The sequence below is a fragment of the Millisia brevis NBRC 105863 genome, from assembly GCF_001552615.1.
GTDB lineage: Bacteria > Actinomycetota > Actinomycetes > Mycobacteriales > Mycobacteriaceae > Millisia > Millisia brevis.
This window is the reverse complement of record NZ_BCRN01000014.1, coordinates 170,773-186,623: the sequence shown is the minus strand read 5'-3', so window position 1 is coordinate 186,623 and position 15,851 is coordinate 170,773. Positions and strand designations below refer to the sequence as shown.

General features: G+C 69.8%; 12 protein-coding genes. 2 read left to right on the top strand and 10 right to left on the bottom strand.

Annotated elements, in window-relative coordinates; all coding sequences use genetic code 11:
* Positions 1 to 50: 50 nt before the first annotated feature.
* A complete protein-coding gene (locus MB1_RS18830; protein WP_066910880.1) occupies positions 51 to 653 on the top strand; it encodes a TetR family transcriptional regulator in 603 nt (200 codons plus the stop codon).
* Positions 654 to 733: 80 nt separating this feature from the next.
* Here the strand turns inward: MB1_RS18830 and MB1_RS18825 are convergent, their stop codons facing one another.
* Positions 734 to 1,447 carry a TetR family transcriptional regulator gene (locus tag MB1_RS18825; protein ID WP_066910877.1) on the bottom strand — a complete coding sequence of 238 codons (714 nt, stop codon included), beginning with the start codon at positions 1,445 to 1,447 and terminating at the stop codon, positions 734 to 736.
* A gap of 74 nt (positions 1,448 to 1,521) precedes the next feature.
* On the opposite strand from MB1_RS18825, the gene MB1_RS18820 reads away from it, so the two are divergent.
* Positions 1,522 to 5,274, top strand: coding sequence for an ABC transporter ATP-binding protein (locus tag MB1_RS18820; protein ID WP_218000275.1), 3,753 nt, complete (start codon positions 1,522 to 1,524; stop codon positions 5,272 to 5,274).
* A gap of 547 nt (positions 5,275 to 5,821) precedes the next feature.
* On the opposite strand, the gene MB1_RS18815 is transcribed toward MB1_RS18820, so the two are convergent.
* From MB1_RS18815 to MB1_RS18775, 9 genes are all read right to left on the bottom strand, one after another.
* The gene (locus tag MB1_RS18815) at positions 5,822 to 7,009 is read right to left on the bottom strand and encodes a helix-turn-helix domain-containing protein (protein ID WP_245650256.1); all 1,188 of its coding nucleotides are present in this window, start codon (positions 7,007 to 7,009) and stop codon (positions 5,822 to 5,824) included.
* 17 nt (positions 7,010 to 7,026) lie between these two features.
* Positions 7,027 to 8,013, bottom strand: coding sequence for a lipoyl synthase (lipA, locus tag MB1_RS18810; RefSeq protein WP_084352167.1), 987 nt, complete (start codon positions 8,011 to 8,013; stop codon positions 7,027 to 7,029).
* A 116-nt stretch (positions 8,014 to 8,129) separates the two neighbouring features.
* Complete coding sequence (lpdA, locus tag MB1_RS18805) at positions 8,130 to 9,527, bottom strand: dihydrolipoyl dehydrogenase (RefSeq protein WP_066910871.1); 1,398 nt, start codon at positions 9,525 to 9,527, stop codon at positions 8,130 to 8,132.
* 11 nt (positions 9,528 to 9,538) lie between these two features.
* Positions 9,539 to 11,077, bottom strand: coding sequence for a dihydrolipoamide acetyltransferase family protein (locus tag MB1_RS18800; protein ID WP_066910868.1), 1,539 nt, complete (start codon positions 11,075 to 11,077; stop codon positions 9,539 to 9,541).
* Positions 11,074 to 12,111, bottom strand: coding sequence for an alpha-ketoacid dehydrogenase subunit beta (locus tag MB1_RS18795; protein ID WP_218000274.1), 1,038 nt, complete (start codon positions 12,109 to 12,111; stop codon positions 11,074 to 11,076). The genes MB1_RS18800 and MB1_RS18795 overlap by 4 nt, the downstream gene beginning before the upstream one ends.
* 11 nt (positions 12,112 to 12,122) lie before the next feature.
* Positions 12,123 to 13,085, bottom strand: a complete 963-nt coding sequence (locus tag MB1_RS18790; RefSeq protein WP_066910989.1) for a thiamine pyrophosphate-dependent dehydrogenase E1 component subunit alpha — start codon at positions 13,083 to 13,085, stop codon at positions 12,123 to 12,125.
* 223 nt (positions 13,086 to 13,308) lie between these two features.
* Entirely contained in the window at positions 13,309 to 13,929 is a 621-nt protein-coding gene (locus MB1_RS18785; protein ID WP_066910865.1) for an L-threonylcarbamoyladenylate synthase, read from the bottom strand.
* A 26-nt stretch (positions 13,930 to 13,955) separates the two neighbouring features.
* Positions 13,956 to 14,669 (bottom strand): dethiobiotin synthase, encoded by a 714-nt coding sequence (bioD, locus tag MB1_RS18780; RefSeq protein ID WP_084352165.1) that lies wholly within the window; start codon positions 14,667 to 14,669, stop codon positions 13,956 to 13,958.
* Positions 14,666 to 15,847, bottom strand: coding sequence for an 8-amino-7-oxononanoate synthase (locus tag MB1_RS18775; protein WP_439646960.1), 1,182 nt, complete (start codon positions 15,845 to 15,847; stop codon positions 14,666 to 14,668). Before MB1_RS18775 ends, bioD begins: the two co-directional genes overlap by 4 nt.
* Positions 15,848 to 15,851 lie beyond the last annotated feature (4 nt).

Below are 15,851 nucleotides of genomic sequence, written 5' to 3'. Positions count from 1 at the left end.
TTGGTCACCCAACACCCCACAGAAACCGCCGCATCGACGACAATGGCGGGATGCAGCGCAATCGCCTGGACGTGGTCGAAGCGGCCCTCGGGATCCTCGACGAATACGGGCTGGCCGACCTGACCATGCGGCGCCTCGCGAGTGCCCTCGGCCTGCAACCCGGCGCGCTGTACTGGCATTTCCCGAACAAGCAGGCCGTCCTGGGCGCGGTCGCCGATGCGATCGTCGCGCCCGCCGTGCAGGACGCGACCGCCGATGCGGACGGGTGGGACGACGCGGCGATCGACCTCGCCCGGCGGCTGCGCGACGGGCTGCTCGCGCGCCGCGACGGAGCGGAGACGGTGGCGGCGAGCGTCTCGGCGCGCACCATGACCATCTCGCTCACCGATGCGCTGGCGGTACCGCTGCGCCGGAGCGGACTCGACCCGCGGCACGTGCCGATCGCGGCGGACGCCTTGCTCTTCTACGTCCTGGGGAGCGCCTCGGATGAGCAGGCCCGCATCCAGCTCGACTCCGCCGGAGCCCTTCCCGACGATGTCGCCCCGGAGATCGCCCCGGATGCCGACTCCCCCAGCCCGACCGAACGATTCGAGTTCGGCCTGCGACTGTTCGTCGACGGCGTGACGGCGCGGGCGGCCGCCGCCACCGCCTGAATCACCGACCGTGCCCGATCCGCGGTTACCCGGATCGACGGCCACCCGGATCGACGGCCGCCCGGTCCGACGGCGCAGCCCTAGGCCCGAACCGCCTCGATCACGCCGATCGCCCGGTCGACCATGGCGTCGAAGGCATCCTCGCGGGACAGCATCGGTAGCCGGGTTGCGCTGCGCGCCAACGGCGCATCGATATCCGGGTGCGCGTCGAGCCATTCGCGCGGGACCGGATCCTGCAGGGTATGCCGCTGGTCGGCGGGAACCCGGTCGTAGCGATAGTCGATCAGCATGACCCAGCCGAAGATGTCGATGAGGAACTGGGTGCGCCACATCAGCGCCTGCTCGAGGCTCAGTCCGAGGCCGACCAGGAACGCCAGCTCCCGCTCGGGCGCCAGTATGCGGTTGGGGTGCAACTCCACCGGCGTGACCGTCTCGTCGAGGGCGACCAGCACGGTCCGACCCATCAAGCGGTACGCCTCGCGGGCCCGACGGTAGAGCAGGCCGACCGATGCCCGCCAGTCGTCGCCGTCGAAATCGACCACCGGCAGCGCATCCATCATGCGGTGGGCGACCAGATCGACCACATGCTGCCGGTCGTCGACGTGGTTGTACAACGCCCGCACCGTCACCTCGAGTCGCTCGGCCAACGAGCGCATGGTCAACGCCGGAAATCCTTGTTCGGCAGCAATATCGAAGGCCGCCGCGGCGATCCGGTCCCTGTCGAGGGCCGGGCGATCGGCGTCGCGTCGGGGACGTCCGCGGGCCGGCTGCCGCGCGGTGGGTGGTACGGGCACCGCTCCACGGTAGCGCCCGATGCTAAATACACACACCGTTGATTAAAACGGGCCGACGATCTACGGTAGCCAAGGTGAGCCTTACTTCATCTGTTCGGCCGGCGGCGTCGTCGGACACCGCCGAGCCCGCAACGCTCGGGTCGATCCTCGGCCGACACCGCCTCGGGTTGGTGCTGTCGGCGGTCCTCGCGATCATCGCCGGGGCCTGTTCCCTGGCTCCCTATGTGGCGGTCTACCTGGTGACCGTCGCCCTCTTCGACCCGGACGGCGGCGGCAGCGACGCCATCCTCTGGATCGCGATCGGCACCGCCGGGGCGATCGTGGTGCGGGCGGTCGCGGCGGCCCTGTCGACCCACGTGGGGCACGTCGCGGCGTACCGAACACTGGCCGATCTGCGCATGGCGATCGCGCGGCAACTCGGCGTCCTCCCTCTGGGACGCGTCCAGGCCCGCTCGACGGGCGAGATGAAGAAGCTCCTGCACGACGACGTCGAACAAATGGAAGAAGCCCTCGCGCACGGCGTTCCGGACCTCGCCGCAGCGGCAGCGGTCCCGATCACCACCACGATCCTGCTGTTCGCGGTCGACTGGCGCCTCGCACTGGTGGCGTTGGGGTCGCTGGTGCTGTTGGTCGTGGTCTCCGGCATCGGTATGGCGTTGGCGGCGGGCAACAACAAGCCGTTCGCCGAGCACACCGCCACCCTCAACCGCGCGGTCATGGGATACCTGCAGGGTATCAAGGTGATTCGCGGCTTCCTGCGACCCGATTCCGGCTACGATCAGGCTCGTTCGGCGATCATCACCAGCGCGAGCCTGCAGCATCGCGTCACCGCGGGACCGTTGAGCTGGTTGGTGTCCTTCATGATGGTCGCCACCGGCTTCGCGATCGCGTTGCTGCTGCCCGTGGCGGGGCTGCGATTCGCGGACGGTTCGATCGACCTCGCGACGTTGGCACTGTTCCTGCTGATCGGATTGGCCTATCTCGGACCGATCATCAGCCTGGTCGGTGTGCTCGCCACCATCATGACGCGCATTCAGTTCGCGGCGGACGCGATCGGTGAGATCCTTGCCGAACCGCCGCTGCCACAGGCGACCTCGCCGCGAATCCCCGAGAGTTTCGACGTCGCCTTCCACGAGGTCTCCTTCTCCTATGCCGATACCGCCGCCGACAGCGACGCCTCCCCTCCCGACGCCTCCCCTGCCGTTGCCACCGCGGATGACGACCCGGCATTGTCCGATGGGGAGGTGCCGAGCGACGCCTCGCACCCGGTTCTCGACTCGGTGTCGCTGACCATTCCGGCCGGGGCACGATATGCGCTGGTCGGCCCGACCGGTGCCGGCAAGTCGACCGTCGCCCGGTTGATCGCCCGCTTCTGGGATCCAACCGCCGGGCGGGTGACCATCGGCGGCGTCGACGTTCGCGATATCCCATCGGCCGAACTGGCTCGTTTGGTCGCGTTCGTCCAACAGGACGAGTACATCTTCGCGGCGAGCCTGCGCGAGAATGTGCGCCTCGCCCGCCCCGATGCCTCCGATGCCGAGGTCGAAGCCGCGGGCCGCTCCGCCCAGCTCGATGCCGTCGCCGATCGCCTCGAGTCCGGCTGGGACACGGCCCTTCCCGCCGGTGGCGGCATCCTTTCCGGCGGTGAGCGGCAACGCGTATCGATCGCTCGGGCCCTGCTCGCCGATGCGCCGGTTGTCGTACTGGACGAGGCGACCGCCGCCCTCGACGCGCAGACCGAACGCGAGACGTTGGCCGCGATCGACGCGGTCACCAGCGGGCGAACGGTCATCGCGATCGCTCACCGGCTGGCCACCATTCGGTCGAGCGACCGCATCCTCTACCTCGACGGCGGGCGTATCTCGGCGGCGGGGACCCACGACGAACTGCTCGCCCACTCCCCCGGCTACGCGACCCTGTGGAACGCCTACACCCGGGCGAGCGGCTGGCATCTGAGCACGGCGCCGGCCTCACCCGATGCGCCCATCTCCCGGCGTTCCCACGAAACCGGCGTCACTCCAACGGATGTCGATGTCCACGATGTCGGCGTCTACGATGTTGACGGTTACGATGCCGACGGCTACGACGCCGCCGCCCGATCGATCGTGACGCCGGGTCTCGGCGAGATGGGCTTCACCCGTCAGTGGATCACCCTGCTCGGACGCGGATGGCCGGTGCTGCTGCGCCGCGGGGTGCCGAAGCTGATCCTCGAATCCCTGCTGCGGGGCATACCGCTGCTGGCGGTCTTCCTGGTGCTCAACGCGGCGATCACCGGCATCACCGAGGACGAGCCGTTCGACCGCTCGCTCGTCTGGTGGGTGACCGGGGTGCTCGTCGCGGGTTTGCTCGTCCGATTCCTGGCGATTCGATGGGCGAACGGCACGGTGTGGACGGTGGCGGCCGACTCGAAGGCCGACCTGCAGTTGTCGATCGTCGAACGGCTGCGCCATGTTCCGCTGGGCTTCTTCTCCCGCGTCGACAACGGCCGGATCACCACGCTCGTCGGCAACGACACGATGATGGTCGACTTCCAGAACATCCCGCAGCAGGTCGCCGCCGCGCTGATCCAACCGATCTACCTGTCGGTCATCCTGCTGATCCTCGACTGGCGCCTCGGATTGGCGGCGTTGATCGGCTTCCCGATCTTCATCGGGATCACCATCTGGAGCGACCGCATCTATCACCGCGTCTTCGCGGACGTCCATCGTGCCCGCCGCGACGCGACGATGGTTCTGATCGAACAGGCCAAGGGCGCCGCCGTCCTGCGCGGCAATCCCGGATCGTTCATCGGTGGCCGGTTCGCCGGAGCGGTCGATCGCCTGCGGGACACCAGCATCGCGATGTCCGTGCAGGCGGCCCCGGCGATCGCCCTGGGCGCGATCTCCGTCGAATCCGGTCTGGTCGCGGTGATCCTGGTGGGCAGCGCCCTCTACGGGGCGGGGGCGGTCTCGGCGACGACGTTGCTGCTCTTCCTGGTGATCAGTCTGACGGTGTACCAGCCGATTCAAGAGCTCAACGTGCTCGCCGGCTATCGGCGCAACCAGCAGGAGATCGCCCGCAAGATCGGGGAGGTCTGGGACGCACCCATCCTGACCGAGCCCGAGCATCCTGCCGTCGCGGCGGACGCGACCATCGAGTTCCGGGACGTCACCTTCTCTTATCGACACAGCGAGGATCCGGCTCTGGACGACGACGTCCGGGAAACGGTCCTGCGGAATGTCTCGTTCACCGCGCCGGCAGGCACGATCACCGCACTGGTCGGCCCCTCGGGATCGGGCAAGTCGACGATCGCGAACCTGACCGCCCGCCTCTGGGACGTCGACTCCGGCGCGATCCTGATCGGCGGCCGCGACCTGCGCGAACTGGGCTCCGATGGCGTGATGAGCCTGGTGACGACGGTGTACCAGGACGTGTACCTCTTCAACGACACCGTGCGCTACAACGTCACCCTCGGCCGACCCGAGGCCACCGACGAGCAGATCTGGGCGGCGCTTGAAGCCGCCCAATGCGACGACGTCGTTCGCGGGCTGCCCGACGGTCTGGAGTCGGTGATCGACGACGCCGGCACCAGCCTCTCCGGTGGGCAGCGCCAACGACTGTCGATCGCGCGTGCGCTGCTGAAGGATTCGCCGATCCTGATCCTCGACGAAGCTGTGGCGTCGGTCGATCCGGATACCGAGGCACGCATCCAGGACGCGATCGGCCGCCTCGCCGCCGGCCGCACCGTCCTGGTGATCGCCCACCGCCTGGAGACCGTCCGCGACGTCGACCAAATCCTCACCGTCCGCGACGGCACCGTCACCTCCTCCGCCGCCCTCCCCGCCTGACCCCTCCGCCCCCACCCTGCCCCGGCCCCTCCCCGCCCCCGGAGTGACACTTTCTTCGGTTCAGCCGCAGAAACTGTCACTTTCCCGGCCAGGTTGGCTCGGCGGTCCCGGCGCCGGGTGGGCGGAGGGGCCGAAGCGGTGGGCAGGCGGCCGGACCGGGTTCGGGCGCGCGCGTGGAGGGCTCCGAACCCATCAGCGACCGAGCCTCACTGACCAGGCCGCTCAGGAGCGTCGCCGAGGTCGCGAGAGTGACGATTTCTGCGGCTGAACCATAGAAAGTGTCACTTTCGTGGCGTTGCGCGGCGAATCGGCGCGGCGCGGCCGCGCGCGGGCGGAGCGCCTCCCGGGACCCCTGAACTTGCGAAAGTGACGCTTTCTGCTGTCCCACCGCCGGAAGTGTCACTTTCGTGGTGGCGCCGGGTCGGTGGGTGGGCGCGGGGGTCGGCGGGCGCCGGGGGTGGGCGCGGGTTCGATGGACGTGCAGGCCAGTGGGCGCGGACCGGGGCAGGGGCGGCGGCGGGCAGTGAGTGAGCCGTCGAGGGACGGGTCAGGCGGCGACGACGCGGACGTGGACCTCGTCGGCGAAGCGGTAGGGCTGGGTGGTGAGGATCGAGCCGAGCTTCTTGCGCAGCCGCGAGATCTCGGAGCGCACCGCGACGATGTGGTCCGGCTCGCCGAAGAGGGCGATGCTCAGGTCGGTCGCGTCGAGGCCCTCCGGCGGAGCGTCGACCAGCGCCCGCAGGATCTGGGCGTGCCGCGGGGAGAGGCCGCGCGTCCAGGTGACGTGGCCGAGCACGGTGGCCCGTGGGCTCTCGCCGAAGTCGAGCTCCAGTTCGATGCGCGGCTCGGTATCGCGGCGGCGCAGAATCCAGCCGTCTCCCATCGGCTCGGGGATCGCCAGGCCCAGGCCGGGGACCAGCAGCGGGGTGCCGGTCTCGGGCGCCGCCACACGGTCGGGGGCGGCGAGCCCGTGCGCGGCGGCTACCCAGCCGTTCGCGTCGACGACCAGCGCGGGACCGCGGGCGGCCAGGGTCGGCGCGGACGCCTCCCGCAGGTGGTCGAGGCTTTCGCGGTGTTCACGCCAGAGCGACGACTCGGCGATGCGCACCGCGGTGCGGGCCAGGGCGATCGTCGACGGATGCTCCGAGAGCGCGGGACCGCTGATGTCGACGACACCGAGGACCTCGCCGGTGCGCGGATCGTGCACCGGCTCGCCGATGCAGTACCAGCCCTGGTGGCGGCCGGCGTAGTGCTCGGCGGAGAACAGGTGGACCGAGGCGTCCTCGACCAGCGCGGTGCCGATCGCATTGGTGCCCACCGAATCCTCGGACCAGTCGGCGCCCTCGATGAAGCCGAGATCGTCGGCATGCCGGCGAGTCCCGCGCGCCCCTTCCCGCCAGAGCACGACCCCGTCGGCGTCGGCGATCACCAGCACGAAGTCGGCGGCGTCGGCGATGCAGGCGATCGTCTCGCGCAGTTCGGGGAGGATCGATCGCAGCGGACTGCGCAGCCGCCGCAATTCCACCTCGGTGAAGCCGGCGACCTCGGACGGGTGCACACATCGCTCCGGGGTGATCCCGGCGTCGCGCAGGCGCTGCCAGGAGCGGGCCACGATCGGCCGCGGCAACTCCGGCGGACGTCCACCGGACAACACCGCGTCGCGAACCCGGCCGAGTTGACGAGCACGTGTCGCCAGGTCGACACCGGGCCCAACGGTGGGCGGACGGTGGATCACGCCTCCCAGGGTACCGATCAGGGGCCGACCGGAACGAGTGATCCGGGTGCGTCCTGCGACACCGTGGCAGCGGCACATGTCTGCTCCTCCCGATGGTCCATGACCTGCTGGTACAGCCGGCCGGCGCGGTAGCTCGAGCGCACGAGCGGACCGGCGAGCACGCCGATGAAGCCGATCTCCTCGGCCGCCTTCGCGAGGTCGACGAATTCGTTGGGGTGGACCCACCGGTCGACCGGATGGTGGCGCGGCGTCGGGCGCAGGTATTGGGTGATCGTCAGGATGTCGCAGCCCGCGTCGTGCAGGTCGCGCATCGCGGTGTGCACCTCGGGGATGGTCTCGCCCATGCCGAGGATCAGGTTCGACTTGGTGACCAGTCCGGCCGCGCGGGCGGCGGTGATGACGCCGAGGCTGCGGTCGTAGTGGAACGCCGGGCGGATGCGGCGGAAGATCCGCGGCACGGTTTCGACGTTGTGGGCGAGCACCTCGGGCCGCGAGTCGAAGACCTCGTCGAGCAGTTCGGGGACCCCGTTGAAGTCGGGGATCAGGTTCTCGACGCCGGTGCCCGGGTTGAGCGCGTGGATCTGGCGGACGGTCTCGGCGTAGAGCCAGGCGCCGCCGTCGGGCAGGTCGTCGCGGGCGACGCCGGTGATCGTCGAATAGCGCAGCCCCATGGTGCGCACCGATTCGGCGACGCGGCGCGGCTCGTCGGTGTCGAGCGCCGCCGGCTTGCCGGTGTCGATCTGGCAGAAGTCGCAGCGCCGGGTGCATTGCGATCCGCCGATCAGGAAGGTCGCCTCGCGGTCCTCCCAGCATTCGTAGATGTTGGGGCAGCCCGCCTCCTGGCAGACCGTGTTCAGACCGCCGTTCGCGACCAACCCCGAGAGTTCCTTGAACTGGGGTCCGGTGCGCACCCGGGTCTTGATCCACTCGGGCTTGCGTTCGATCGGGGTCTGGGAGTTGCGCACCTCGATGCGCAGCAACTTGCGCCCGGCGGGGTTGGTCACGGCAGTTCCTCCGTTTGCGAGGGTGCAGCGTGTGCAAACCGGCCGCTTTTCGGGGGTGCGAAGACAATAGTCTCCTTCGCGGCCGAAAAACGTTCCGGTTTGCACACGCGCGCGTCCTACATGTTGAGCGGGCGCCCCAGAGCGGAGAGCACCGATTCGTGCATGGCTTCCGACAGCGTCGGGTGCGCGAAGATCACCTCGGCCAGGTCGTGGTCGGTGGCCTCCAGGGCGCGGGCGATGCCGAATCCCTGGATCTGCTCGGTCACTTCGGGACCGACCATGTGCGCACCGAGCAGTTCACCGGTCTGCACGTCGAAGATGGTCTTGACGAAGCCGTCCGGCTCCCCCATCGCCAACGCCTTGCCCGAGGCCTGCAGGTCGAACTGGCCGACCCGGATCTGCCGGCCGGTCGCCCGCGCCTGCGCCTCGGTCAACCCGAGGCTCGCGACCTGCGGACGCGCATAGGTGCATCCGGGGACGTAGTCCTTGTCGAGCGGACGCACCCCCGCCACCCCGGCGAGCTTCTCGACACACAGCACGCCCTCGTGGGACGCCTTGTGCGCCAGGCACGGCCCGCCGGCGACATCGCCGATCGCGTAGATCCCGAAGGCCGAGGTGCGGCACCATTCATCGGTGACGACGAAGCCGCGGTCGGTCTCCACGCCGACCTCCTCGAGCCCGAGATCCTCGACGTTGCCCTGGATTCCGGTGGCGACCAGTACCCGATCGACCGTCAACTCCTCCGGGCCGGCCGGGGTGGTGATGGTGACCGCCACCCCGGTCGCCGACGGCACCGCGGAGGACACCGTCGATCCGGTGTGCACCCGGATGCCGCGCTTCTCGAAGCGCGACCGGACGTGCTCGGCGACCGCGGCGTCCTCGACCGGCATGATCTGCGGTGCGAGTTCGACCAGGGTGACCTCGGTGCCCAGATCGCGGTAGAGGCTGGCGAACTCGACGCCGATGGCGCCCGAGCCGACCACGACCAGCGACTGCGGCAGCTCCTGCGGAACCAACGCCTGGAAGTAGGTCCAGATGCGGTCGCCGTCCGGCACCAGCCCGGGGACCGACCGGGGACGAGCCCCGGTCGCCAGGATGATGTGGTCGGCGCCGTAGCGCGTCACGGCACCGTCCGCGCCGGTCACATCGACGACACCCTTGTCGGCCAGCTTCGCGGTCCCGGTGATCAGATCGATCCCGTTCTTGCGCAACAGGTATCCGACACCGTTCGACAGTCGATCGGAGACCGACCGGCTGAACGCGACCAGCTGCTCGATGTCGAAGCGCACATTCTCGACCGTGAATCCCAGTTGCCCGGGGTTGGCGAGGGTATGCGCGACATCGGCGCCGTGCAGCAGCGCCTTGGTCGGGATGCAGCCCCAGTTGAGGCAGATCCCGCCGAGGCTGTCGCGTTCGACGACGGCGGTGCGCAGTCCGAGTTGGGCGGCGCGGATGGCGGCGATGTAGCCGCCCGGTCCGCTACCGACGACCAGTACGTCGTACTTCTCGGTCATCGCAGTCCTCCTCAGACCAGCATCAGCGCGGGCGATTCGACGTAGGTCCGCAGCTTCTGCAGGAACGTCGCCCCGAGCGCGCCGTCGATGACGCGGTGGTCGCAGGACATGGTCACGGTCATGACGGTCCGCTTGACCAGCTCACCCTTGACGTAGACGGGGCGCTCCTGCGCTCCGCCGACCGCGAGGATCGCTCCCTGCGGCGGGTTGATGATCGCGTCGAACTCGCGGACCCCGTACATCCCGAGGTTGGACACCGTGAAGGTGCCGCCCTGGAACTCGTCCGGGGTGAGCTGGCCGGCCTTCGCCTTGGTCACCAGCGAGGCGACCTCGCCGGAGATCCGGGCGAGCGACTTGCCGTCCGCACCGCGCACGATCGGGGTGATCAGACCGGTGGGCAGCGCAACCGCCACCGCCACATCGGCTGTGCCGAACCGCAGGATCGACTGGGACTTCTCGTCGTACTGGATGTTGACATCCGGCACGGCGACCAGCGCCGCGGCGACCGCCTTGACGATGAAGTCGTTCACCGACAGCTTGACCTTCGGCACCGTGGCGTTGATCTGCTTGCGCAGCGCCAACAGTTCGTCGATCTCGAGATCGACGGTCAACCGGAAGTGCGGGGCATTGCGCTTCGACTCCTGCAAGCGGGAGGCGATCGCCTTGCGCATCGCGGTGAAACCGAGGATCTCGACGTCGGTCTCCTCCACCGGCACCTCGAGGGCACCAACGGGGGTCTGCGCGATCAGCCCGAAGCGGCGTTCCGCCTCGCGCACATCGGCTTCGCAGACCCGACCGCGCGAGCCGGTGGCCCGGCAGTCGTGCAGGTTGATCCCCAACGTCGCGGCCAGCCGCCGAGCGACCGGGGTGGCGTTGACGGTCGAGTCGTCCTCGGTGGAGCGTCCCGGGACCGTCGACCGACGAGCCGCAGGCTGCTCGGCGACGGTGCCGCCGGCTGAGCGGATCGCCTCGTGCAGGTCGCTCACCGAGACGCGACCCTCGGGCCCGCTTCCGGTGACCCGACCGAGGTCGATCGACAGCTCGTCCGCGAGCTTGCGGGCGTGCGGTGTCGCGAAGACGTCCTCGGAGGTGCTGCCGCGCAACGCGTCCGGGGTCGTGGTGCGACCGGTCGGCGCCGCGGGAGCCACCGGCGCGGGCGCGGGTGCGCTCGCACCGACCCCGACCGGCACCACGGCGGGCGCCGGGGTCGGGGCGGCGGCAGCGGCCGGAGCCGGCGCCGCCGGGGCGGCCGCGGCAGCCGGGGACAGTCCCGCCACGAACTGAGCGATCTGCTCGTCGGAGACCGAGGCATCGGCCGAGACGGCGATCGGGGCGTTCACCGGAAGGGTCTCCCCCGGCTGCGCGATAATCCGACGGAGCACACCGGCGAACGGCGCCTCCAACTGGTTGGTGATCTTGCTGGTTTCGATTTCGCAGATCAGGTCACCCTTGGCGAACGAGGCACCCTCGCTCACCAGCCATTCGGTGACCGTCCCTTCCTCCATCGACAATCCCCACTTGGGGATTTCGATGACGGCGATCTCACTCATGCCGACACCACCTTGCGGATGGCGTTCTCCACCCGGGACACGCTGGGCAGCCATTCCTTCTCCAGCGCCGGCGAGAACGGGACCGGGGTATGCGGCGGGGTGACCAACTCGATCGGCGCCTTCAGCGAGCCGAACGCCTGGGTGGCGATCAGCGCGGCGACATCGTGGCCGAAGCCGCAACGCGCGGCCGACTCGTCGACGATCACGACGCGTCCGGTCGAGGCGACCGATTCGAGGATGCCCTCCTCGTCGAGCGGGGAGACGGTCCGGGGGTCGACGACCTCGACCGAGATCCCTTCGGCGGCAAGCGCATCGGCGGCATTGTTGGCGACGTTGACCATCGCCGACAGCGCGATGACGGTGACGTCGGTGCCCTGCCGGGTGTAGTTCGCGACACCGAGCGGGATGGTGTACGGATCCTCGGGGACCTCACCCTTCATGTCGTAGAGGGTCTTGTGCTCGCAGAACACGACCGGGTCGTCGTCGCGGATCGCCGAGATCAGCAGGCCCTTGACGTCGTACGGGTTCGACGGGGCGACGACCTTGAGGCCGGGTACCGCGGCGAAGACGTTGTACGGCGACTGCGAGTGCTGGGCGGCGGCCGAGAAGCCGGCGCCGATCATGCCGCGCACCACCAGCGGGGTCTTCGCCTTGCCGCCGAACATGTAGCGGAACTTGGCGGCCTGGTTGTAGAGCGCGTCGTAACACACACCGAAGAAGTCCATGAACATGACCTCGGCGACCGGCCGCAGGCCGGTCAGCGCGGCGCCGGCGGCCATGCCGACGATCGCGGATTCGGTGATGGGAGTGTCGATCACGCGGTCGGAACCGAATTCGGTCCACAGCCCCTTGGTGACGCCGAGCACGCCGCCGAAAGCTTCGATCTTCTCGGTCGCCAGGGCCGGGTTGGTGCCGCCCTGGCCGCCGCGCAGGTCCTCACCGATCTGCACGACCCGCGGGTCGCGCTGCATCTCCTGGGCGAGGGCGATCTTGACCGCTTCGCGGTAGGTGACCTTGCTCAATGTGGAAGTCATTGGAGTTCTCCTCAGTACGAGACGTAGACGTCGGCGAGCAGGGCGTCGGGGGTCGGATAGGCGGCCGAGCGGGCGAAGGCGACCGCTTCGTCGACGGCCGCGGTGGTCTCGGCGTCGATCGCGTCGAACTCCTTGGCGGAGATCTTCTTTCCGACCGCGGCCCGGAAGTTGACCAGCGGATCGTGGTCGCGACGCTGCTGCGCGACCTGCTCGGAGGTGCGGTACAGCTGGGCGTCACCCTCGAAGTGGCCGTGGTAGCGGAAGGCGTTGGCCTCGATGGTCGATGGGCCCTCTCCGGCGCGGGCGCGGGCGACGGCCTCGGCGGTCGCGTCGTAGACGGCGAAGAAGTCGGTGCCGTCCACCGTGGTCGCCGGCATACCGAAGGAGGCGGAGCGCGCGGCGATGCTGGTCGCGCCGACGGCGTAGTCGCGGCCGGTGGCTTCGCCGAAGCCGTTGTTCTCGACGACGAACAGGATCGGCAGGTCGAGCACGACTGCCATGTTCATCGCCTCGAAGACGGTGCCCTGGTTGGAGCCGCCGTCACCGGTGAAGGCCACCGCGACGCCGCCGGTCTTGAGGGTCTTGGCGCTGAGCGCGGCACCGATCGCCAAAGACGGTGCGCCACCGACGATCGCGTTGGCGCCGAGCATTCCCACCGACAGGTCGGCGATGTGCATCGAGCCGCCCTTGCCGTGACAGAGGCCGTCCTGCTTGCCGAAGATCTCGGCCATCATGCCCTTGACGTCGCAACCCTTGGCGATGCAGTGGCCGTGTCCGCGGTGGGTGGAGCCGATGTAATCGTCGTCGTTGAGGTTTTCGCACACACCTACGGCGATGGCTTCCTGGCCGGAGTACAGGTGGATGAAGCCGGGGATATCTCCGGTGGCGTTCTCCTCGTGCAGTCGATCCTCGAATGCACGGATCTGCGCCATCTTGCGATATGCCTGCAGCAGTTGGGATTTGTTCAGGGGCAGTGTCTTTTCGGGCATGGCTCTCCTCGAATCCTCACCACCGCCCACTACCGGACGGTGGACCCTCCCGACCGCGCGTAGGTGGCGAAACCAGCGCCGTTGTCGGTCTCACCACACAGTTAATTCGGATGAGAGAGCGGTCACAACGGTTGCAGCCGATTGCAATGTCCCGATTGCGAGGATTCCGACGGGAGCGTCCGAGGGCGCCGAATGCCCTGCCCCGGGGCTATTCGAAGGGGGTGGGGTCCCCCGCGCCGACGCGCACGACCTCGGCGAGGCCGCTGGAGAAGTCGATGACGGTGGTGGGATCGGCGCCGCATTCACCGGAGTCGATCACCGCGTCGAGCTGGTGGTCGAGGTCCTCTTTGATCGTCCACCCGTCGGTGGGCGGCTTGTCGACGCCGGGCAGCAGCAGGGTCGACGACAGGATGGGCTCACCCATCTCCTCGAGCAGCGCCGCGACGACCGGGTGATCGGGGATGCGCACGCCGACGGTCTTCTTCTTCGGGTGCATCAGCCGCCGCGGCACCTCCTTGGTGGCGGGCAGGATGAAGGTATAGCGGCCGGGTGTCGCCGCCCGCACCTCGCGGAAGATCGCCCGTCGCACGTGAACGAACTGTCCGAGCTGGGCGAAGTCGCGGCAGACCAGGGTGAAGTGGTGGCGCTCGTCGAGACCGCGCAGCTTCAGGATGCGTTCCTTGCCGGAATGGTTGTCCAGGGCCGAGCCGATCGCGTAGCAGCAGTCGGTGGGGTAGGCCACCAGCCCACCGTCGCGGAGGATCTGCGCCGCAGCGGCGATCTTCCGCGGCTGGGGGTTGATCGGATGAACATCGAGATACCGCGCCACCGCGTCAGCCTACGACCGCCGGCCGATCAGCCGACGACGGCGTCCCGCCGCAGCAACGCGGAGGCGAGCAGCGCGGCGATGTCGATCCGCCCGATGATCGCGTCGAGAAAGGCGCTCGCGGGCAGGTTTCCGCTGCCCGCCGGGATCGCCCCGTGCAGCGGCGCTCCGGTGAGCGCGGGCAGGGATTCCCGGTTGGCGAGGTCGATCGGCGTCGGGTGCGCGGGCCAGGAACCGATCACCAGACCGGCGCAGTCGACGGCGGCGCCGGCGAGGACGCGGGTGGTCAACTCGGTGTGGTTGAGCGTGCCGAGCGCGCTGGTGGTGACCACCACCAGTGGCGCGCCGAGGTCGGCGGCGAGGTCGAGCAGGCCGGCGTCGTCGTCGGTCAGACGCACCAGCAGCCCGCCGGCGCCCTCGACCAGGGTCAGCGTGTCGGGGCGATCGAGGGCGGCGATGCGGTCGACCAGTTGTGCACGACCGGGCAGGGTCGCTCCGACGCGCCGGGCGGCGTCCTGTGGGGCCATCGGGTCGGGATAGCGGACGAACTCGATCAGATCCCGACAGCCGGAGAGGGCGCCGATCTGTTGCAGGTCCCCCGCTTCGTCGGGGAGCACCCCGGTCTGAATCGGTTTACATACCCGGACGGGGACGCCTTCGCGAGCGGCGAGGGCGGCGAGGGCGGCGGTGACCACCGTCTTGCCGACATCGGTGGAGGTGCCGGTGATCCCGAGGATGCTCATCCGACCGGGACCGTCCGGCGCCCGACGAGAACCTCCGCGAGGACCCCGTCGATGACCGCCAGATCGCCCGCCGACAGATCCGCGCGCGCGGTCAACCGCAGCCGGGCGGTTCCGACCGGCACCGACGGCGGGCGGAAGCAGCCGACCCGCACGCCGTGTTCGGCGCACCGGGCCGCGGCGGCCACCGCGGCGTCGGCCTCGCCGAGCACCACCGACACCACCGCGGACGGCGGGGCGGGTACCCCGGCGGAGGCGGCCAGCCGCGCCGCCCGGTCGAGCACCCGATCGGCCAGGCTCGGCTCGGCGCGCAGAATCGTCAATGCCGCACGTGCCGCCGCAACCGCAGAAGGCGCCAGGCCGGTGTCGAAGATGAAGGTGCGCGCGGTGTCGATCAGGTGCTCGCGGACCGCGGCCGAGCCGAAGACCACTCCCCCCTGGGAGCCCAACGCCTTGGACAGGGTGCCGGTGACCACCAGGTCGGGAGCGCCGGCCAGGCCCACCTCCTCGACCAGCCCGCGCCCGCCGCGGCCGCGCACCCCGATGCCGTGCGCCTCGTCGACCACCAGGACCGCGCCGCGCCGGCGGGTCACCTCGTAGAGCCGTGCGAGCGGGGCCAGATCACCGTCGGCGCTGAACACCGAGTCGGTGACCACGAGGGCCCGATCCTCGTCGCGGGCGGCCAATGCCGCATCGACGGCGTCGACATCGGAGTGCTCGGTCACCACGACCCGCGCCCGGGAGAGCCGACAGCCGTCGACGATCGAGGCGTGGGACGCGCGGTCGGAGACGATCAGCGACCCCGAGCCGCCCAGGGCGCTCAGCACCGCGAGGTTGGCGGCGTATCCGCTGGCGAAGACGAGGGCGGCGGGCGCTCCGACGAAGTCGGCGAGTTCCTCCTCGAGCGCCTGATGCTCCTCCGTCGTGCCGGTGACCAGGCGCGATCCGGTCGAGCCCGCACCCCAGCGCAGCGCGGCGTCCGCCGCGGCCCGGGTGACCCGGGGATCGGTGGACAGGCCCAGGTAGTCGTTGGAGGCGACGTCGATCGTCCGGTCGAGTGACCTGCGGGGTCGCAACGTCCGGTGCAGGCCCGCCGCCAACCGCGCGCGAGCCGCTCCCTCCAGCCAGGACAGGCCGCGGGCGGCTGACGGGTCGGCGGCGGGAGTGATATCGCGGGTCACCGGG

Coding starts and splice junctions, on each gene's coding strand:
- MB1_RS18795 (WP_218000274.1), bottom strand. CDS start 12,111: ATGACTTCCACATTGAGCAAGGTCACCTACCGCGAAGCGGTCAAGATC.
- bioD (WP_084352165.1), bottom strand. CDS start 14,669: ATGAGCATCCTCGGGATCACCGGCACCTCCACCGATGTCGGCAAGACG.
- lpdA (WP_066910871.1), bottom strand. CDS start 9,527: ATGACCGAGAAGTACGACGTACTGGTCGTCGGTAGCGGACCGGGCGGC.
- MB1_RS18830 (WP_066910880.1), top strand. CDS start 51: ATGCAGCGCAATCGCCTGGACGTGGTCGAAGCGGCCCTCGGGATCCTC.
- MB1_RS18800 (WP_066910868.1), bottom strand. CDS start 11,077: ATGAGTGAGATCGCCGTCATCGAAATCCCCAAGTGGGGATTGTCGATG.